We start from the raw sequence: 19,785 nt of genomic DNA on the forward strand, positions 1-19,785 counted from the left end.
GACCTGCGATATGCATGGAGGTTAGGGTGAAAAGTGAACAAAGATTTGATATTCACGAAAGGGGTTAAAATGCAGGAAAAACTGGTGGAAATACGAAATATAAATAAAAGTTTTCCAGGAGTTAAGGCTCTTGTTGATGTATCACTGGATCTGTACAAGGGTGAAGTACTGGCGTTGCTTGGTGAAAACGGAGCCGGTAAGTCTACTCTGATGAAAATACTAAGCGGTGTATATCAAAAAGATAGCGGAAGTATAAAGGTCTATGGCAAAGAAGTAGAAGAGATGACAGCCAAACGGGCCAGAGAGCTTGGAATAGCCATTATTCATCAGGAATTAAATATGTGCAGCCATCTTTCGGTGGCAGAGAATATATTCCTTGGGAGAGAAAAGCTAAAATCAGGACTCCTTTCCGATAACGAAATGAAGAGGGAAACGGAAAAGATATTAAAGCGGTTTCAAATGGATATCGACCCGGATACCATTGTGGGAGATTTGTCTGTTTCCAAACAGCAGATGGTAGAAATCGCAAAAGCTCTTTCAACCCAGGCAAAGATTCTGATTATGGATGAGCCGACTTCGGCACTTACCTCCAAGGAAATCAATGAATTATTTAGTGTCATAAAGCAGCTTAAAGCGGAGGGATGCGGAATTGTTTATATATCCCACCGTCTGGAGGAGCTTAGCCATATCGTTGACAGAGTAACTATATTGCGCGATGGTCAGTATATCAAAAGTATGGACTTTGCAAGTACCACACTGCCGGAGATTATCACTTACATGGTGGGAAGAGAGCTAAAGGAAAAGTTTCCGAGAGTTGAAAGTAAACGGGGTAAAACCATTCTTGAGGTGAATCATCTGAATGCAGGGAAGATGGTGAAGGATGTAAGCTTTCAGCTGCGGGAAGGTGAAATTGTCGGTGTTGCCGGTCTTATGGGAGCCGGAAGAACAGAAATGACAAGAGCTGTTTTCGGAGTTGATTCAAAAGACTCCGGAGAGATTATACTGGACGGAGAGCAGGTCTTAATACATAAGCCAAAAGATGCTATAAAGGCAGGAATCGTTCTGGCACCGGAAGACAGAAAAAGGGATGGGTTGTGCACCAAACTAAGTGTCAAAGAGAATATCTCCTTACCGAATCTGGACTTACTCTGTAACTTGCTTGGAGTAGTCAGCAGGTCAAGAGAGAATGGAATGGTAAGCAAAACAATTAAGAGCTTGAAGATAAAGCTTCCTGAGGATACGGTAAAGGCAGAAAGCCTTTCAGGAGGCAACCAGCAAAAGGTCGTAGTAGGTAAGTGGCTTGCCAGAAATTCAAGGGTAGTCATCTTTGATGAGCCTACCAGGGGAATTGACGTAGCTGCCAAGGTTGAGATATATAATATCATGAATGAGTTAAAGCAGCAGGGGGTTGGTGTTTTATTCATATCGTCTGAAATGCCGGAAGTTATGGGGATCAGTGACCGGATACTGGTAATGTGTGACGGCAGGATTACCGGAGAGCTTGATACAAAGGATGCAACTGGCGATATCATCCTCTCCTATGCGACGAAGTTTGATAAAAAACTGGAGGACGGTAATAGAGAGAGTCAGGAATGGAGGCAGGTATGAACTTAGCAAAAAAAATGAAAGCATCCCGCGGCATGGGGCAGGTAATAACGGTAACAATAGGTCTTATCATACTTTGTATTGTATTCGGCATATTAAATCCAAACTTCTTTTCAGGGAGAAATGCCGGAAATCTGTTCCGGCAGATAGCTCCCATACTGTTAATCGGAGTAGGTCAGTCCTACGTACTGATAACCGGAAACATTGACTTGTCCATAGGCTCTCTCGTGGGCATGAGCTGTATGGTATCGGCAACCCTTATGACAAAGGGAATGAATCCATGGATGGCGGTGCTGTTAACCCTTTTCTCCTGCTTATTGGTCGGTCTTGCGAATGGCCTTTTAGTAGCCAAGTTAAAACTTCCACCCTTTATTGCAACCCTTGGTACCATGACTATTGCCAGAGGTATCGCACAGATAGTAAATAATAATTACAATACGGATTCTATTGGTGAGAAAGCGGAAGGTTTCCGGAATTTCTTTTACTATGGGAAGTCCTTTGGGCTTTACAACACCATATGGATTGCACTTGTTCTATGGGTAATATTTAACTTCATCCTAAGCAAGACCCGGACCGGAAGGCATATATACGCCATAGGCAGCAATCTGGAGGCGGCAAAGCTGTCAGGCGTGGATATTGTAGGAACAACAGTTAAAGCCTTTCTTGTCAGCAGCATCTGTGCCTGTACGGTGGGATTAATTATCTGTGCCACCAGCGGAATGGGTACAATGGATGCCGGAAACGGTTATGAGCTTTATGCGGTAGCAGCGTCCGTAATCGGCGGGGTATCCACCTTGGGAGGACAGGGAAATATCTTGGGCACCATTATCGGAGCGGCCATTTGGGGAGTGCTGCAGAATGGTCTGCAATTTGTCGGGGCTCCGGTAGCAATCAGAAATATCGTAATTGGTATTATTGTAATTGTTTCCGTTCTTTTGGATGTAATCGTCAGAAGCGGAAAGTTCCATAATAAAGCAATTAAGGTATAAGGCAGTGGTTTTTCCTGCTTATATTATAAAAAAACGGGAGGTTTACTATGAAAAGGAAGGTATTAAGTATTTTATTATGTACAGCATTGGTTGTGGCAATGTTTACGGGGTGCAGTTCCAAGGATAAGGGATCTGTCACAACGGACAGCGGTTCCAAGGGAGAAAGTTATAAGGTATATCTGATAACAATGGATCAGATGGACCAGTACTGGGCTAACATTGATAAGGGCTGTAAGAAAGCCGTAGATGAACTGAAAGAGAGTGGAATAACGGTAGATTATAAATGGTCCGCACCGGATAAGAAGGATGATGCCCAGCAGATTGAGAAGATCAACAATGCGGTAGCAGACGGAGCAAAGGCAATTCTTTTGGCAGCCAATGGTCCTACTGCCGTAAATGCATCCTTAAAAGAAGCAGAGGCCGCTGGTGTAAAGATTGTATACGTTGACTCACCGGCAGATTACCCCGCAGTCAGAACCTTAACCACAGATAACGAAGCAGCAGGAAAAACAGCCGGAGAAAAGCTTATAGAAGCATTAAAAGCAAAAAATATTACCTCCGGGGATATCGGAATTATCAGTGTAAATACATCAACAGATTCTACTATGAAGAGAGAAAACGGTTTCCGCAGTGCTTTTGAGGGTACACAGTTTAAGATTCTCGAAACACAGTATTGTGAAGGCGAAGCTGCCCAGTCCCAGAATGCCGCATCCAATTTCTTAGCACAGGGTTGTGTAGGATTATATGGCTGTAATGAAGGCTCAACCGTTGGCGTTGGAAATGCAATTAAGGAAGCCGGAGGAAGTGTGGTAGGTATAGGATTTGACACCTCCGATGCTATTCTGGAATTAATTGAACAGGGATATCTCTTAGGAGCTATGGCGCAGAATCCTTCTACAATGGGATATGAGGGCATCAAAACAGCTGTAAAGGCAATCAAAGGTGAAGAGGCAGGTGAAAATCTGGATACCGGTGTTACGGCTGTAACAAAAGATAATGTAGCTGACTTTAAAAAATAGGCAGCATCGTAAAATAATGTTAAAATACAGAGATAGCGTATTATAATACCTTTTAAAACGGGCGTATTATGATACGCTAACTCTTTTCTTTCGAAAGACTGAATTAACAGGAGACTGTATCAACAGGGTGAATACTTGCCTTTGATGTAAAAATATAGTATGATTACTGTAAAATATTTATAAAATATACACAGAAAACCTTATAAATATTATACAAAATAACATAAATTTTATGTCTGTAAAGGAATATAAAAATTAAGTAGCTGGAGAGGTATAGGAATGTTTCGGGTAATCATAGCAGACGATGAGAAAAAAGTATGTCAATTAATTCGTATGTTAGTTGATTGGGATAAATTCGGCATGGAAGTAGTTGCTACAGCAGGAGATGGGATGGAGGTCCTTGAAAAGGTAAAGGAGTATAAGCCTCATTTAATTATATCAGATATCCGCATGCCGGGGCTTAATGGACTTGAAATGATAGAAAAAGCCAGAGAACTGGATAAAGAACTGGAATTTATCATAATCAGCGGGCATAAGAACTTCGACTATGCACAGACGGCAATTAAATTTGGGGTGAATGATTATATTTTAAAACCTGTTAATAAAGAAGAACTGCAGGTAACCCTGCTTCGAATGAGGGATAAACTAAAGACGCGGGAAGAAGCACAGATTAGTAACAGGCAGATTGCAACAGATCTTGCAGTTAATAAAGGAAGGCTTCGGAACAGTTTTTCCAGTATGCTTTTTATGAATCTTATCGACAGGCAAAAGCTGCGGATAGAACTTGTGAATGCAGAGTTTAATTACAACTTTAAGGAAGGCATCTTTCAGGTTATATGCTTAAAATTTGACCATGTAAAGTCTGCGGAAGGAGCAGTCTATACAGCCTTGGAAGAAAAGGGAAGGGAATGGTTTTACCGCCTCTTTCATGAGTTTACATATGATTATGCCTGCTGTTTTCAGAATAATATCCTGTATTGCCTTATAAACTACGCAAAAGAAAGCCGGCTGACGGTAAAAAGAAATATCAAAGCCTTTGTAAATGATGTGATCTTGCAGGATGTGATTTTAAATCTGGTTGAAATTACCGTAGGGTTAGGCCATGGTGTGGACAATATGGAACAGATAGAGGAATCGTATAAAAAAGCCAGTTATGCCATCCAGCAAAGGATTGTCCCCGGAAGCCTGAAGGTAATAGAATATGAGCAAAAAGAAGGAACGCCTTTTACGGAATCCAAAGAGTTTGGTGAGTTCAATAAAAGAATAGCAAGCTGTATGGAGAAGTTTGACTTAGATCAGACGCTAAAGGAAATAGACGGATTAAGAAGAATACTTCTTGAATACCCGGGAATTACAGGACATGAAATCCTGCAGATGACAAAGGAGGTACTGAATGTCTATCTGCTTACACTAAAAGAAAATAACATTCAAATTTCCGGAGGAGAAAAATTACTGCCGGAATTCAATGAAAATGCAGACGACTGCTGTCGTATACAGGAGTTGTTCGGGCTTCTTAAGAATACCCTGGAGATCTCAATGAAACAGGTGTTAGAGGATAAGAAACAAGCCAGTATCCGGCCCATCCGTATTGCAAAACAGTATATTGAAACAAATTTCAAAAGCTCGGTCACATTAGAAGAGGTCAGTTCCCGGGCAGGATTTAACATCAGTTATTTCAGTACCATCTTTAAAAAAGAAACGGGATTTACTTTTTTAGAATATGTGACAATGCTGCGGATGAATGAAGGCAAGCGGTTATTAAGAGAGACTGATAAAACGATCGGGGTTATTTGTGAAGAAGTCGGCTACAGTGACATGAAACACTTTACCAAATGCTTTAAAAAATATACAGGGCTAAAGCCTAATGAATTCCGGAAGCTATATTCCTAACGAAGCTATTTTAGGCACCAGCATGCATTTAAACCACAGGCTGAATATTGTGCCTGCCAAAAATATGATTACTAACATTGGGAGCCATGGAGATTAGGTTGGAAAATAAATTTTTCAACTACCAATTAACGAATATCCAATCAAAGATTGAATATTTAAGAAAGAGGTTATCATGAAAAGGGAAGACAGAAAATATCTTATATACCGTCAGGCCACTTTATCTGTAATATTAGCAGTCTTTGCTTTAGGCCTGTTAATAGGTCTGCCGGCAGCCTCAAAGCTTACTATGTTCCCTACAATACTTCTGTTTCTGTTTATAGTCTATTTCATGATTTTGTACGGATATTACCGGCTGGTGTTAAGGCCTTACCGGGAAACGAAGAAGATGATGGATTTATTTTCAAAGGGTTATATTTTGCAGGGGATATTTGAGCTACGCTATCCCCTGTGCCCTGCAACAGAAAGAATGAACAGTAAATTTAAAGAAATGTTAAATACAAAGGAGCTTATCAGTGCATCAAAAAAGCAGGCAGAATACCTGGCTTTGCAGAATCAGATAAACCCGCACTTTTTATACAATACACTGGAAGGAATACGGAGCGAAGCACTGTACGCAGGGATAACTGAGGTAGCACTTATGACAGAGGCGCTTTCTTCCTTTTTCCGCTATACCATATCAAATGTGGAGCATATGGTTACTCTTGAAGAGGAGTTAAATAACGTAAAGAATTATTTTATTATACAGCAGTTCCGCTTTGAAGACAGATTGAGCATATCCATTGATACCGGCATCGAAAAAGAAGAACTTTTATCCGCCAAGATTCCAAAGCTGACTCTTCAGCCGGTGGTGGAGAATGCGATTTACCACGGTCTTGAAGAAAAGATAGGAAAAGGAATCGTGCGTATCAAAATAGAAAGTACAGGAAAACGGTTGATTATAACGATATCGGATAACGGTCTTGGCATGACCGAGGAAAAGGTGATTGCACTTAATAAGAAATTTCGTGCAATATCCCTTGACGGGATGAAGCAGGAGGACACCACAAAGAGCGGTATAGCACTTATGAATGTCAACAGCAGAATTAAGCTCTTGTTTGGGGATGAATATGGACTATACATATACAGCACGCAGAACGAAGGAACTGACGTGGAGATTACGATACCCTTTCATAAGGAATAGCAGCCAGGAGCAGGAAAGCAATGAGAGAAGAGATACTTAGAATCGAAAATGTGACCCGGAAAAAAGATGGCGTGGTTTGCCTTGATAATATCAACCTTCACATATTTAAAGGTGAGATTATGGGCATGATTTTTTTGACTTCCCATGGAAAGGACGAGCTGATCGAGCTTTTATGCAAGAATCTTCCCATTGAATACGGCAGGATTTATTACAAAGAGGAACTGGTTAATTATTATGAATACAGCAGCATGTCCATGAATCAGATATATGTCATAAGCCATAATGATGGGTTGATTGGAAATCTGTCCGTTGCAGAGAATATCTTTGTAATGCGTAAGGGGTTAAAAAAGCATCTTATAAATCAAAGTAAGCTCAATAAACAGTTCCACCGTTTGTTTCCGGAGGGGCTCTCAGGTATAAGCCCGGAAAAGCCCGCCTATGAGCTGACCCATTACGAAAGATGTCTGGTAGAATTATACCGTGCGGTAGTTGCCGACTGCAAACTCATTGTTTTGAGAGACTTAGCCAGTTTTTTAAGCCGGGTAGAGCTTACAAAATATTATGAATATATTCGCGAATACAGCAGACTTGGAGTTGCTTTTTTGTATATCGGAAATCATCATGAAGAGGTATTCTTAATCAGCGACAGAGTTGCCTTAATGAAGGAAGCAAGAATTATCAAGGTTTTATCGAAAGAAGAGATGACGGATGAACACATTACACCTTATACGATTTCCTTTGAGGTCGGAGAACCGATACCGGGTGAAACAGCCGGAATGCTGACCTTTAAGCAGGTGTATTCTAAGAACATGAAAGGGGTGTCCTTTTCCGTACAAAAAGGGGAGTGTGTGGTTCTATTGGATAAAAGCAGTGATATACATGAGGATTTTCTGGACTTGATATATGGAAGGAGTAAGGTATTAAGCGGAAGCATTATCTATAAAGGAAAACCATATACAAGAAAGGAAGCCAGGAAAGCTATATTGCAGGGAATCCTGACTATTAATAAAAATCCCATTAAGTCAATGCTGTTTTGGGATATGAATTACATGGAAAATCTAATCTTTCTTTCCGACAGGAAGCTCGGGTGCTCTGTTATGAAAACCAGAATACTGGAGAGTATCATAGAGGAGTACCAAAGCTATGTCGGAAAGGATATCTATACAGGAAATTTAAAGGAGCTGGAACCGGCGTCCCTTTATAATCTGATATATTACAGAGTGCACTTATACAACCCGGACCTGTTGATATGCATTCGTCCCTTTGCAGATGCAGACATGTATCTAAGACGGCATATCGTAGAACTGCTTTATCAATTAAAGGAAAAGGGTATCACTATTATTATTTTGTCTTTGAACGTTGCAGACAGCTTATCCATCGCCGACAGGATGATGCTGATGGAAGACGGCCGTGTCATTAAGAATTATGAGAAAAAAGACTTTGATGTATTTTTCTGAAAGCAGTAATAGCCAAAGGATACCGCTGCACCTATAAGGGATGTTAAAGCCAATATGGTATAGGCGGTAAGATGGGAATATCCTGCTATCAGATTTCCGGTAAACATAGGAAACAGGGTAATTCCAAGAGCATACACGGCCTGATAAAACCCCATGGCGGTGGATTTCATCTTTGCCGGTATCCCTTTCATAGCCTCTGAAGTCAGATTTGAAAATAATATACCCGTTGCCATGCCGGGAAGAAACTGCAGGGCAAGGAGGACAGGGATAAAAGGAGTGAGGGGTACCAGGATACAGTATATTCCAAGTGTAAGAAATACAAATGGTATTAAAACCTTCGGACCGGTCTTAACGGCCCTTTGAGAGGAGGAAAAACCGGAGGTCAGTACGGCAGAGGCCATATAGATGATAGAGGAAAGGCCTATTATGAATGCGGAAGCTCCTCTTTCCTTTAGGATCTGCGTGGTAAAAGACATGGCAGTTGACATCTGTACACCCTGCTGGATTAGTGCAAGAAGGCTAAACAGGATAAGCTTTTTATTTAAGCAGACTTTTAAGGAACGAAGAGAAGCGTAGGAAAATGTACCTTTTCCTTTCTCTTCCTTAAGAAAAAAGGCCAGAAGAGTACCCAGGGCCCCTGCCATCATACTTAATATGCATAACAGGTCCATTCCAAAATATTTATAGAGAAGAGAACTGAACAGAAATCCCAATAAGATACCAAGATTGCAGCTTAATATGATTCTGCCGGTTGCTTTCTGCTGTTCTTCTTCGGGGAAAAAACCGGTATACATAACCATAAAGGATATCCACATAGAAGAAGCCATCCCGGATAAAAGGTTAGCTATAAGGAACTCATATCCGTTTGGAAACAGGAGGCGGATAAGGGAAGCTATACCGGCAGCCAAGGTGCCGTACAGGATAAAGCCTTTATGCCTGCCGACAGAATCTGCCATTACACCTATGGGAAGGCGCAGCAGCAGCTGTGTGATGCCATAGGCTCCAAGGATACTTCCAATAAAAGTTTCTGAAACCTGTAACGACAACAGATAGGGTGTTTGATAGGGAATATAGACATATTGGGCAAACCAGAATAAGATTACAACAACAGGCAGCAATGCCTGTTTCTTTTGTGTATGAACAGTCATAAATTTTCAATCCTTTTTTGAGTTTTGAGGCAATTATATTCCTTTTCAATTTTAAATACAAGAACTATAATAGACAGCGGTTTAATGTATGCCAAAATGGAAAATATTAAAGGTAGAAATATTTGAAATGGCAGTCAGAAAAAAGTGAAAAAAAGAGATAAACCTTATGCAAGGTTGTGATTGTGTTTTTAAAAAAGAAGACATATAATGTAGCTGTCAGTACCAAAGGACTGTCAAAATGTAACTATTAGTGAAAAGAGGTATTTTTACATTGAGTGAAACAGTAAACTCACAGGAAAGTAAGCCGGACATATCAAAGCTGCAGGCAGAAGAAGTATATAAGCGTCTTGGCTCATCAGCATCCGGACTTACAAGTGAACAGGCGGTAGAGTATCAGAAAAAGCAAGGCAAGAATTTAATTGAAGAAAAGCGGAAGAAATCCGTTATTCTGATATTTCTTGGTAACTTTACCCATTTGATGGCCATATTGTTGTGGATAGGCGGTGCTGTAGCTTTTTTTGCAGGCATGCCCCAGTTAGCAATAGCAATCTGGCTTGTTAATGTTATTAATGGTGTTTTCAGTTTTATGCAGGAACATCGTGCGGGAAAGGCAACAGAAGCCCTAAAGAATATGCTGCCTTCTTATGCCAGAGTAATAAGAAATGGCGAAGAGCAGAAGATTTTTGCAGAGGATCTGGTTATCGGAGATATCATCCTTTTGGAAGAAGGAGATAAAATATCCGCGGATGCAAGGCTTCTCGTATGCAGTGATTTGCAGGTTAACCAGTCTACCTTAACAGGAGAATCAAATCCCGTTAGAAAAGTAAATGAAGCCATCTTTCGTGACGATCTGACAAAAGCAGAAACGCCAAACCTGATCTTTGCAGGAACAAACGTATCAGAAGGAAACGGTAAGGCAATCGTTACAGAGATTGGAATGAAGACAGAATTTGGTAAGATAGCCAACCTGACACAGAGTATGGAAGCAGACGAGAGTCCTCTCCAGAAAGAACTTGACAGGCTGACAAAGCAAATATCGGTTATTGCTATCAGCTTTGGTATATTTTTCTTTGTTGCCGCAATATTTTTTGTAAAGGAAAAAGTTGCCGCATCCTTTATTTTTGCACTTGGTATGATTGTAGCATTTATTCCGGAGGGACTTCTTCCTACGGTAACACTTGCTCTTGCCATGGCAGTACAGCGCATGTCGAAACGAAATGCCCTGGTTAAGAAGCTTTCTTCTGTTGAAACCTTAGGAAGTACTTCTGTAATATGTACGGATAAAACCGGTACACTGACACAGAATGAGATGACGGTGAGCCATTTATGGCTGGCAGAGAAAGAATACCAGGTTACAGGAGTAGGATATGAACCTAAGGGTGAGGTACTGGAAGATAAAAAGAAGATAACAGCAGATAAGAATGAGGATATTAAGCTTCTCCTTTCAGCAGCGGCTCTTTGCAGTAATGCAAGACTGCTTCCTCCGGGCGAAGAAAATCCCCGTTATACAGTACTTGGAGACCCCACAGAGGCCTGCCTTGGAGTGGTTGCCAAAAAAGCCGGTCTTGATGCTGCAAAGTTAAGCACACAGATGCCAAGACTAAGAGAGCTTCCATTTGAATCCAGACGTAAGAGAATGACCACCATTCATCAGTTGGAAAAACCTCTGGAGGGAACTGCACGAATTGCCTATACCAAGGGTGCGCCAAAAGAAGTTATGAAATTAAGCCAGTGGATACGCATAAACGGAGAAGCAAAACCCATGACCGAAGAAATGCGCAGCCGTATTATGGAGGCAAATGACAGATATGCAAGAGAAGGATTAAGAGTTCTTGCAGTTGCTTACAGGCTTCTTCGTAAGGAAGACAACCTGCCCAAGGCTATGAGTGCCTATACACCGGATATTATTGAGCAGAATTTGGTATTTATCGGGCTTATTGTTATGGCAGATCCCCCAAGACCGGAAGTTGCCGCTGCAGTGGAAGAATGCAGAAGAGCCGGAATCCGTATTATTATGATAACAGGAGACTATGGATTAACGGCCGAAAGTATTGCAAAACGTATTGGCATTGTAAATGGACCCAACCCCAAAGTAATATCGGGCCTTGAATTGGAACAGCTTTCGGATGAGACCTTAAAGGAATACTTAAAGGAAGAAATAATCTTTGCAAGAGTTGCGCCGGAACAGAAGTTAAGAGTAGTAACCAATCTTCAGGAAATGGGTGAAATAGTAGCAGTAACCGGAGATGGTGTGAACGACTCGCCTGCTCTTAAGAAAGCAGATATCGGTGTAGCCATGGGTATTGCAGGAACGGATGTAGCAAAAGAAGCAGCGGATATGATATTAACCGATGATAATTTCGCTTCCATAGTTCATGCAATCGAAGAAGGAAGGGCAGTATACAGTAATATCAGAAAATTCCTTTTATACATCTTAAACTCCAATATGCCTGAGGCAGTACCGTCAGCACTGTTTTTATTCTCCAGAGGTGCTATACCGCTTCCTTTAACGGTAATGCAGATACTTACCATTGACCTTGGAACAGATATGCTTCCCGCTCTGGGACTTGGAACAGAAGAACCGGAACCAGGAATTATGGATAAACCACCAAGGAATTTAAAAGAACCCTTATTAAACAGAAAGCTTATAACAAAAGCTTTTCTCTGGTATGGTTTATTAGGATCTCTTGCTTCTATAATATCCTATCTGTTTGTAAATATTCAGAATGGGTGGCCTAATGTTCCCTTGGCGGGAGGAAATGATCCTATCTATATCAAAGCAACAACTATGACCCTTGCAGCAATCGTATTCTGCCAGATAGGTGCCGTATTTAACTGCAGGACAGAAAAACAATCAGTGCTTAAAAGAGGTCTTTTTTCCAATAAACGTGTTAACCTGGGTATTGTAGTAGAAGTTATTTTAATTGCTTTACTGGTATACATGCCTCCTTTACAAAAGGTATTCCATACGGCTGCGTTAAATATTTCTGATTGGCTGTTTTTGTGTATATGGCCGCCGGTTATTCTGCTGATAGAGGAGATAAGGAAATCTTTTCTTCGTAAAAAGTCATAATAGAGGCAAGGTTTGGGGCGTTTAGCAAACGCCTGATAATTATAAATTGAGAGGTGAAGGACATGAAAGTTATTGTAGTGGGACTTGGACGAATGGGTACGGGACTGACCTTGAACCTGGTGAAGAAAGGCCATACAGTTACCGTGATTGATTCGAATCCGGAAGCTTTTGAAGGCTTGGGAAAGAATTTTAATGGAACGAAGGTTGTGGGTATTGGGTTTGATAAGGATGTTCTAAGCAAAGCCAAAATCGACAAGGTAGATGCCGTGGTGTCCTGTACTGCCAGTGATGAAGCCAATGCGGTAATAGCCAGGATAGCCAGGAACATTTATCATGTTCCCAGAGTTGTAGCAAGACTTTATGATGCAAGAAAAGCGGAAATTTATCACAGAATCGGAATACAGACCATATCTACCACTACCTGGGGAATTGAACGGGCTACGGAGTTTATTGTCCATAATCATCTGGACAGTGTGTATGAGATGGGAAACGGCAGTGTAAATATGGTCCGTATTGAAGTACCTACCCTTTTAGTTGGGCATCAGGTGAAGGAAATAAGTGCAATCGGTGAGATTCAGGTAGTTTCCATAAGCCGCGGCAGTAAGACCTTTATGCCAACTCTTGGAACCGTACTGGAAGCGGAGGATGTTCTTTATCTTTCAGTGATGGGTAATGCAACTGGTAAACTCAAATCAATGCTCGGTCTGGGCTGATGGGAGTTAGATTGAAAAATGCATTGCATTTTTTAAAATTCTTATTTGGGCAGTATCGTGTAGATTGCAAGCAATCTACCGGCAAACTTGCGATATGCATGGAGGTTAGGTTGAAAAATAAATTTTTCAACTACCAATTAACGAATATCCAATCAAAGAGTGGATACTCAGGAAAGAGGTTAGTATGAAAATTGTAGTGATAGGCGGAGGGCAGGTAGGTTCTTATCTTGCCAATCTATTAATATCCAATGGTCATGAGGTAAAGATAATAGAGCATAGAGAACGTGTATTTGCAAAGCTGGAAAGAGAACTTCCAAGTGAGGTATTGGTATTTGGAAACGGTTCGGATCCTGTGGTTTTAGAAAAGGCCGGAATAGAAGATGCACAGGTTGTAGCAGCAGTCACAGGAGCTGATGAGGTTAACCTGGTGGTTTCTACTCTTGCAAAGATGGAATTTGGAGTAGCCCGCGTAGTAGCCCGTGTTAATAATCCTAAGAATGCATGGCTCTTTAACGGCAGTATGGGTGTGGATGTAGGGGTGAACCAGGCAGACCTGATGGGACACTTTGTAGTAGAAGAAATGGACTTAAAAAGCATGTTTACCCTCTTTAAATTAAATAGGGGCGATTATTCCATTGTTCAGATAAAGGTTTCCAGTAACGCAAAAGCGGTGAATAAGCTGATAAAAGATTTACCGATTCCAAAGAAGGCGGTTCTGATTGCTGTTAACAGGGAAGAAAAGACCATTATACCAAAAGGTGATACGGTAATCCAGGCAGAGGATGAGATACTCTTTTTGACGGATGAAACCAGCCGTAAAATTCTAAATGAAATATTTGATTAATTTTTAACATTGAAACGGCACAGTAGCTGAAAAGAATGCTGTGCCGTTTTACTATTTACATTGACAAAACCTTTTTATGGTAGTAAAATCAAGTACAGTTTAATTTATAGTAAACATATAGGAATTAGCGAATACAATAATCTATACTATTCAGGAGGATAACTTATGAAAAGAAGATTGATCCAAAGAGCAACGGCATTATTATTAGGTTTTGTACTTTTGATTACGCTGACTGCCTGCGGCAGTAACGGGAATAGCAGTAAAAGTGAAGAAGCAGATGGGAATAAGCAATCGGCGGGAAAAGAAAAGATTGTAAATATCGGTATGACAGATACTTTAACCAGTGTAAATCCTCTTCTTATGGATGCCACGGAAATCCTGAAATATTCTCTGGCCTTTGAATTCCTGCCACTGGTGGAACTTAACAGTAAGCTTGAATTTCAGAGCATGTTAGCATCTTCTATCACGACGAAGGATAACAGAAATTTCATTGTAAATATTGATAAGGATGCGGTATGGTCCGATGGAACCCCGGTTACAGCCGAAGATGTGGTGTTTACGGTATTAAGGCTTGCAAGTCCCAAGCTTGCCAATGCCAGCATGGCTCTCTATGCTTTTGAAGGTGTAGGGGATGATGGTTTTGTAGAAGAAGGCGCAACTGAAATCAAAGGCGTAAAAGCAGTTGATAATAAAACGGTTCAGTTTACCACCAAGTATGACATGGCACTTACAACCTTTGAAAATACCTATGGAAGATATATTCTTACCATTCCGAAGCATATTTTAAAGGATGTACCGGAAGATCAGCTGGCTTCCTACAGCTGGTTTAATGCACCTACGGTTGTAAGCGGTCCTTATAAAATCACAAGCGTAGATTTACAGCATTATGTATCCTATGAAGCAAATGACAAATATTTTAAAGGAGCTCCTAAGATTAATAAGCTGAATATTAAAATAGTAACTGCAGCACAGCTTTTAACAGGACTTCAGTCCGGAGAGATTGATTTTGTACAGCAGACAACAGGAGGAATTCTGCAGGAGGATTATAAGAGTGTAGAAGGTCTATCCAATGTAACAGTAAATTACGGTGCCCCGGTAACAAACCAGTCGATTTTCTTTAATACAACTTCTGTAACAGATGTACGTATCCGTCAGGCTATCCTGTACGGAATTGAACGCAAGAAACTCGTAAGCGGTTTTATGAACGATAAAGGTGAAGTGGTTGATGGCTTCCTTTCCAGCGCCAGTCCTTTTTACGATTCCTCTCTGGTGCCAACCGCCTATGATCCGGATAAAGCAAAGGAACTTGTAAAAGAAGCGGCAGCTGATGGCTGGGATTCCTCTAAGGTATTGCAGTTCTATGTAAACAGCGGCGATACTACCTTTACCCAGGCAGCGGATTATATTACAGCAAGCCTTGCAGATCTTGGTATTAAGCTTCAGGTAAATACGGTGGATTTGGCAACATTGATGTCAAAGGCGGGAAGCAAGGATTTTGACCTTATGGCAGTGCAGTATACCTATGCGCCGGTGGACCCTTATCCCGATGTTAACTGGCTGCTTTCAGCAGACGGCTGGACCGGCTATGCTAACAATACGATAACGGATGCTTTGGCAGCTACCCAAAAGACCAGTGATGTGAATGAGATTAAAAAGCAGTATCTGACCATAGACAGTACCATGCAGCAGGATGTCCCAATGATTTCAGCCTATGTAATCAGTGCCATGGGTGCTGTAAATAAGAGATTGGCAAATGCAACGCCCGATGTATACGGCTCCTTTATTAATGTTAATGAATGGGATGTGACAGAATGACATCTTTATTGGAGGTAAAAAATCTGGAGGTAAGCTTTCGGAATGGAAAGGACGTTTTTACTGGTGTTTCGGATGTTACCTTTCATGTAAATAAAGGAGAAATTCTTTGTATCGTTGGTGAATCCGGCTCCGGTAAGAGCATAACAACTCTTTCCGTTATGGGACTGCTCGGCAAAAACGGAGCCGTTGAAAACGGAAGTATCCTGTTTGATGGGGTGGAGCTCTTCGGTAAGTCAGAGAAAGAGCTCGATAATATCAGGGGCAGCAAAATTGCCATGATATTTCAGGATGCCCTTACCAGTCTGAATCCGGTCTTTACGATAGGAAACCAGATGTTAGAAGCAATACTTAGCCATTCAAAGCTGTCTAAAAAAGAAGCGGAGGAAAAAGCGAAATATCTCCTTGGGAAGGTTGGGTTATCGGATACAGAGGCACTGCTTAAAAAGTATCCCCACACCTTATCAGGCGGAATGAGGCAAAGGGTCATGATAGCTATGGCCCTTGCCGGTGAACCAAAGCTTTTGATAGCGGATGAACCAACCACTGCTCTGGATGTAACCATACAGGCACAGATAATGGAATTGCTAAAGGATCTGAATAAGGAGCTTGACATGTCTGTGATTCTGATAACCCATGATATGGGAGTGGTTGCGGAAATGGCAGACAGGGTCCTTGTAATGTATGCCGGTGAAGTGGTGGAGGAAGCACCTGTTAATGTGCTGTTTCACAGTCCCGGTCATCCCTATACCAAGGCACTGCTTCGCTCCATTCCGGGTGCCGGAAAAGAGGAAGAGATAAAGCTGGTTCCCATTGAGGGAACAGTTCCGGAGGATTATGACCGTATTGAGGGCTGTCGCTTTTTAAACCGTTGTACGTTTGCGGAAAAAGATTGTGCTCTTTTTCAGGATTTCAGGCAGAACGGGGAGGAAGAGCAGTTCATCCGGTGCTGGAAATATGATAAATTATAATTTTTAACTGGATTTTTTGAAAAACATGGATTATCTTATTATTAAACGTAAGTTTATAATAAGGTTTATTTGGTTTGTCAGGCAGACAGGAGGAACATACGAATGGGATCACAGGAACAACCCCTCATAAAGGTTACTGGCTTAAAGAAACACTACCCTGTCAGAGGAGGAATCATTCCGCATACAATAGGGGTAGTGAAAGCTGTGGATGGGGTTGACTTTTCAATATATGAGGGTGAGACTCTCGGATTGGTGGGAGAATCCGGCTGCGGAAAATCCACGGTAGGAAAGCAGCTGGCTGCGCTGGAGAAACCCACGGAAGGTGAAATCTACTATAAAGAAATAAATATCAGTCAGAAAAGATCTGCCTTGACCGGGAATCTTCGCAGAGAAATTCAAATGGTCTTTCAGGACCCCTATTCTTCATTAAATCCGAGAAAAAGCGTAAGAGATATCCTCGCGGCCCCCATGCTGTATCATGGGCTGATATCGAAAGCAGAGCTGGACGGTAAATTGCATAAGCTTTTAGACATGGTTGGGCTGTCAGCTAATGCCCTGTATAAATATCCTTTGGAATTTTCGGGGGGACAAAGGCAGAGGATTGGAATTGCAAGAGCGTTGTCCCTTAATCCAAGTCTTATTCTATGCGATGAACCGGTGAGTGCCCTGGATGTATCCATACAGGCACAGGTATTAAACCTGTTAAAAGAGCTGCAGCAGGAGCTTAAGCTTACCTATCTTTTTATCGGTCACGGTCTGGATGCGGTAAAGTATGTAAGCAACCGTATTGCCGTCATGTATCTTGGAAAGATTGTGGAGATAGCGGAGGCAAAGGAGCTTTTTCATAATCCTGTGCACCCTTATACGAAGGCGTTAGTAAGCGCAGCACCGGTACCGGACCCGGAAGCAAGGAACAGGGAAAGGCTTGTATTAAAAGGTGAAATCCCATCCTTAAACAATATTCCTTCCGGCTGCCGCTTCCATCCAAGGTGCCCTTTTGCCAAAGAGGAGTGCAGTAATATAGAGCCAAAACTTCTTGCCCTGAATGGGAATAGCAGCCACCTTGCAGCCTGTCCTGTTTTAATGGAGAGTGCGAAAGGAGAGGAGGCCAAGGATGTTTAAGTATATTATAAAGCGGATTCTTATTGCAATCCCCGTGTTACTTGGGATTACTGTAATTGATTTTTTCTTAATGAGCCTTGCGGGAAATCCCCTGCAGATGCTTCAGGGAGCCAGAATATCACAGGAAGCGGTGGAAGTTAAGCGGATTGCCCTAGGGCTTGACCAACCAGTCTATATCCAATATTTTATGTGGTTAAAGCAATTGATCCATGGAAATCTGGGAGTTTCCATGAAGAACTATCAGCCGGTGGCGGCTATGATAAAGACTTATATCGGCCCCACTCTTTTATTGATGGGAACCTCTTTGATTGTAAGCATGATTATTGCCATACCTGCCGGCATTTATAGTGCGGTGAAGCAGTATTCCCCGGGAGACTATACGGTAGTGACCCTTTCCTTTTTGGGTACCAGTGTACCGGGCTTCTTTCTGGCACTGATACTGATTTATCTCTTTACCATTAAGCTTGGAATACTGCCTTCCAGCGGTATGACCACTCTGGGAAGCAAAAGCGGTGTATGGGATGTGATAAAGCATATGATTATGCCGGTTATTGTTCTGGCGTCTTCTATGGCGGGGAATAATATCCGTTATATCCGAAGTTCCATGCTCGAGATTCTGGATAAAGAATATCTAAGGACAGCAAAGGCTAAGGGAATCGGAAGCTTTAAAGTAATTAATAAGCATGGGCTGCGCAATGCATTGCTGCCGGTGATCACCGTCTTTGGCATGGAAATTCCTATGCTTTTTGGAGGAGCGATTATTATTGAACAGGTTTTTAGCTGGCCTGGGCTTGGGCTTATGACCATGAGTGCAATTATAAACAGGGATTACCCGGTTATAATGGGAGTGTGCCTTATATCGGCCCTTGTGGTTCTGGCAGCTAATCTCCTTACGGATATTCTCTATGCGGTTGCAGATCCGACAATCCAGTATAAGTAGTGTGAAAAATAAAAAGCATTTTTCACTTTCTATATAAGCAGTTCCGTGTAGATTGCAAGCAATCTACTGGTAAACTTGCAAAATGCATGGGTGTTAGAAAATAAACTCTGTATGAAAGAGGAACAGGATGAAGAATAAAAAGACAGAAATCAGTGGCAAAAAGGCGGTTCGCGGAAGAGTTCTAAAACGGTTTTTCAGGCACAGACTTGCGGCAGTGGGATTGGTATTTATTACAATCGCTGTCTTTTGTGCTGTCTTTGCACCGCTTTTTGCCCCTTTTGATCCGAATAAGGTCGTGGGAGATTTCGGTGCGCCCCCGACAAAGTCTTTTCTTCTTGGAACGGACCAGGTGGGGAGAGATGTCCTTAGCAGGCTGTTATACGGTATGCGGATATCACTCTTTGTGGGAGTGGCGGCAACGGCTGTATCAACGGTAATAGGAGTAATACTTGGACTTTTATCCGGATATTTTGGCGGATTTCTGGATATGATTATTATGCGCTTTACCGATATGGTAATGTCCTTTCCCTACATATTGCTGGTGCTTGTGGCGGCTGCCATTTTTAAACCGGGCCTTAATACGATTATATTGATCCTTGGCTTTGTAGACTGGCCGGGAGTAGCAAGGCTAGTACGGGGAAATGTTCTCTCCATCCGGGAAAAACCCTATATCCAGGCAGATATAGTAGCAGGAATGCCAAAAAGGTATATACTGTTTTCAGAAATACTTCCCAACACCATAGCACCTATATTGGTGTATGCAACTTCTGTAATAGCTATCTCCATGTTGGATGAGGCTGCCCTAAGCTTTTTAGGAATGGGTATCCAGCCGCCGAGGGCAAGTCTTGGCAATATGCTAAACGGTGCCCAGTCCCTGTCAATTCTGACATCCAAACCATGGCTGTGGCTGCCCCCGGGTATTGTAATAATACTTTTGGTTATCAGCATTAACTTTGTGGGAGATGCGCTAAGAGATGCATTTGACCCGTCCGGTAAATAACGGTATGCAGGAAAGGAGATAA

The 19,785-nt window shown here is 41.8% G+C and carries 15 protein-coding genes; 14 read left to right on the forward strand and 1 reads right to left on the reverse strand.

Annotation, left to right across the window (positions count from 1 at the left end; translation table 11 throughout):
- Positions 1–69 precede the first annotated feature (69 nt).
- The 6 genes from BUF11_RS03165 (at position 70) to BUF11_RS03190 (ending at position 8,140) form a co-directional block, all read left to right on the forward strand.
- A complete protein-coding gene (locus tag BUF11_RS03165; RefSeq protein WP_073587323.1) occupies positions 70–1,608 on the forward strand; it encodes a sugar ABC transporter ATP-binding protein in 1,539 nt (512 codons plus the stop codon).
- The gene (locus tag BUF11_RS03170; RefSeq protein WP_073587324.1) at positions 1,605–2,594 is read left to right on the forward strand and encodes an ABC transporter permease; all 990 of its coding nucleotides are present in this window, start codon (positions 1,605–1,607) and stop codon (positions 2,592–2,594) included. The genes BUF11_RS03165 and BUF11_RS03170 overlap by 4 nt, the downstream gene beginning before the upstream one ends.
- A gap of 47 nt (positions 2,595–2,641) precedes the next feature.
- Complete coding sequence (locus BUF11_RS03175; protein WP_073587325.1) at positions 2,642–3,613, forward strand: substrate-binding domain-containing protein; 972 nt, start codon at positions 2,642–2,644, stop codon at positions 3,611–3,613.
- Positions 3,614–3,892: 279 nt separating this feature from the next.
- Positions 3,893–5,503 (forward strand): response regulator transcription factor, encoded by a 1,611-nt coding sequence (locus BUF11_RS03180; RefSeq protein WP_073587326.1) that lies wholly within the window; start codon positions 3,893–3,895, stop codon positions 5,501–5,503.
- Positions 5,504–5,675: 172 nt separating this feature from the next.
- A complete protein-coding gene (locus BUF11_RS03185) occupies positions 5,676–6,683 on the forward strand; it encodes a sensor histidine kinase (protein ID WP_073587327.1) in 1,008 nt (335 codons plus the stop codon).
- Positions 6,684–6,703: 20 nt separating this feature from the next.
- Positions 6,704–8,140 (forward strand): ATP-binding cassette domain-containing protein, encoded by a 1,437-nt coding sequence (locus tag BUF11_RS03190; protein WP_073587328.1) that lies wholly within the window; start codon positions 6,704–6,706, stop codon positions 8,138–8,140.
- Here BUF11_RS03190 and BUF11_RS03195 read toward each other — a convergent pair.
- Positions 8,107–9,288, reverse strand: coding sequence for an MFS transporter (locus BUF11_RS03195; RefSeq protein WP_073587329.1), 1,182 nt, complete (start codon positions 9,286–9,288; stop codon positions 8,107–8,109). The two genes, BUF11_RS03190 and BUF11_RS03195, sit on opposite strands and share 34 nt — an antisense overlap.
- 271 nt (positions 9,289–9,559) lie before the next feature.
- Between BUF11_RS03195 and BUF11_RS03200 the strand changes: the two genes are divergently transcribed.
- The 8 genes from BUF11_RS03200 to BUF11_RS03235 all read left to right on the forward strand — a co-directional run bounded on the left by BUF11_RS03200 (position 9,560) and on the right by BUF11_RS03235 (position 19,763).
- Entirely contained in the window at positions 9,560–12,361 is a 2,802-nt protein-coding gene (locus BUF11_RS03200) for a cation-translocating P-type ATPase (protein ID WP_073587330.1), read from the forward strand.
- 62 nt (positions 12,362–12,423) lie between these two features.
- On the forward strand, positions 12,424–13,074 hold the full coding sequence (locus BUF11_RS03205; protein WP_073587331.1) for a potassium channel family protein: 651 nt from the start codon (positions 12,424–12,426) through the stop codon (positions 13,072–13,074).
- A 184-nt stretch (positions 13,075–13,258) separates the two neighbouring features.
- Positions 13,259–13,918, forward strand: coding sequence for a potassium channel family protein (locus BUF11_RS03210; RefSeq protein WP_073587332.1), 660 nt, complete (start codon positions 13,259–13,261; stop codon positions 13,916–13,918).
- Between the two features lie 165 nt (positions 13,919–14,083).
- Positions 14,084–15,733, forward strand: a complete 1,650-nt coding sequence (locus tag BUF11_RS03215; protein WP_073587333.1) for an ABC transporter substrate-binding protein — start codon at positions 14,084–14,086, stop codon at positions 15,731–15,733.
- Positions 15,730–16,701, forward strand: coding sequence for an ABC transporter ATP-binding protein (locus tag BUF11_RS03220; protein ID WP_073587334.1), 972 nt, complete (start codon positions 15,730–15,732; stop codon positions 16,699–16,701). Before BUF11_RS03215 ends, BUF11_RS03220 begins: the two co-directional genes overlap by 4 nt.
- Before the next feature lie 102 nt (positions 16,702–16,803).
- The gene (locus tag BUF11_RS03225; protein WP_073587335.1) at positions 16,804–17,823 is read left to right on the forward strand and encodes an ABC transporter ATP-binding protein; all 1,020 of its coding nucleotides are present in this window, start codon (positions 16,804–16,806) and stop codon (positions 17,821–17,823) included.
- Positions 17,816–18,763 (forward strand): ABC transporter permease, encoded by a 948-nt coding sequence (locus BUF11_RS03230; RefSeq protein ID WP_073587336.1) that lies wholly within the window; start codon positions 17,816–17,818, stop codon positions 18,761–18,763. The genes BUF11_RS03225 and BUF11_RS03230 overlap by 8 nt, the downstream gene beginning before the upstream one ends.
- Before the next feature lie 127 nt (positions 18,764–18,890).
- Complete coding sequence (locus BUF11_RS03235) at positions 18,891–19,763, forward strand: ABC transporter permease (RefSeq protein WP_073587337.1); 873 nt, start codon at positions 18,891–18,893, stop codon at positions 19,761–19,763.
- Positions 19,764–19,785 lie beyond the last annotated feature (22 nt).

The organism is Anaerocolumna xylanovorans DSM 12503 (assembly GCF_900143645.1).
In the GTDB taxonomy this organism is placed as follows: domain Bacteria; phylum Bacillota; class Clostridia; order Lachnospirales; family Lachnospiraceae; genus Anaerocolumna; species Anaerocolumna xylanovorans.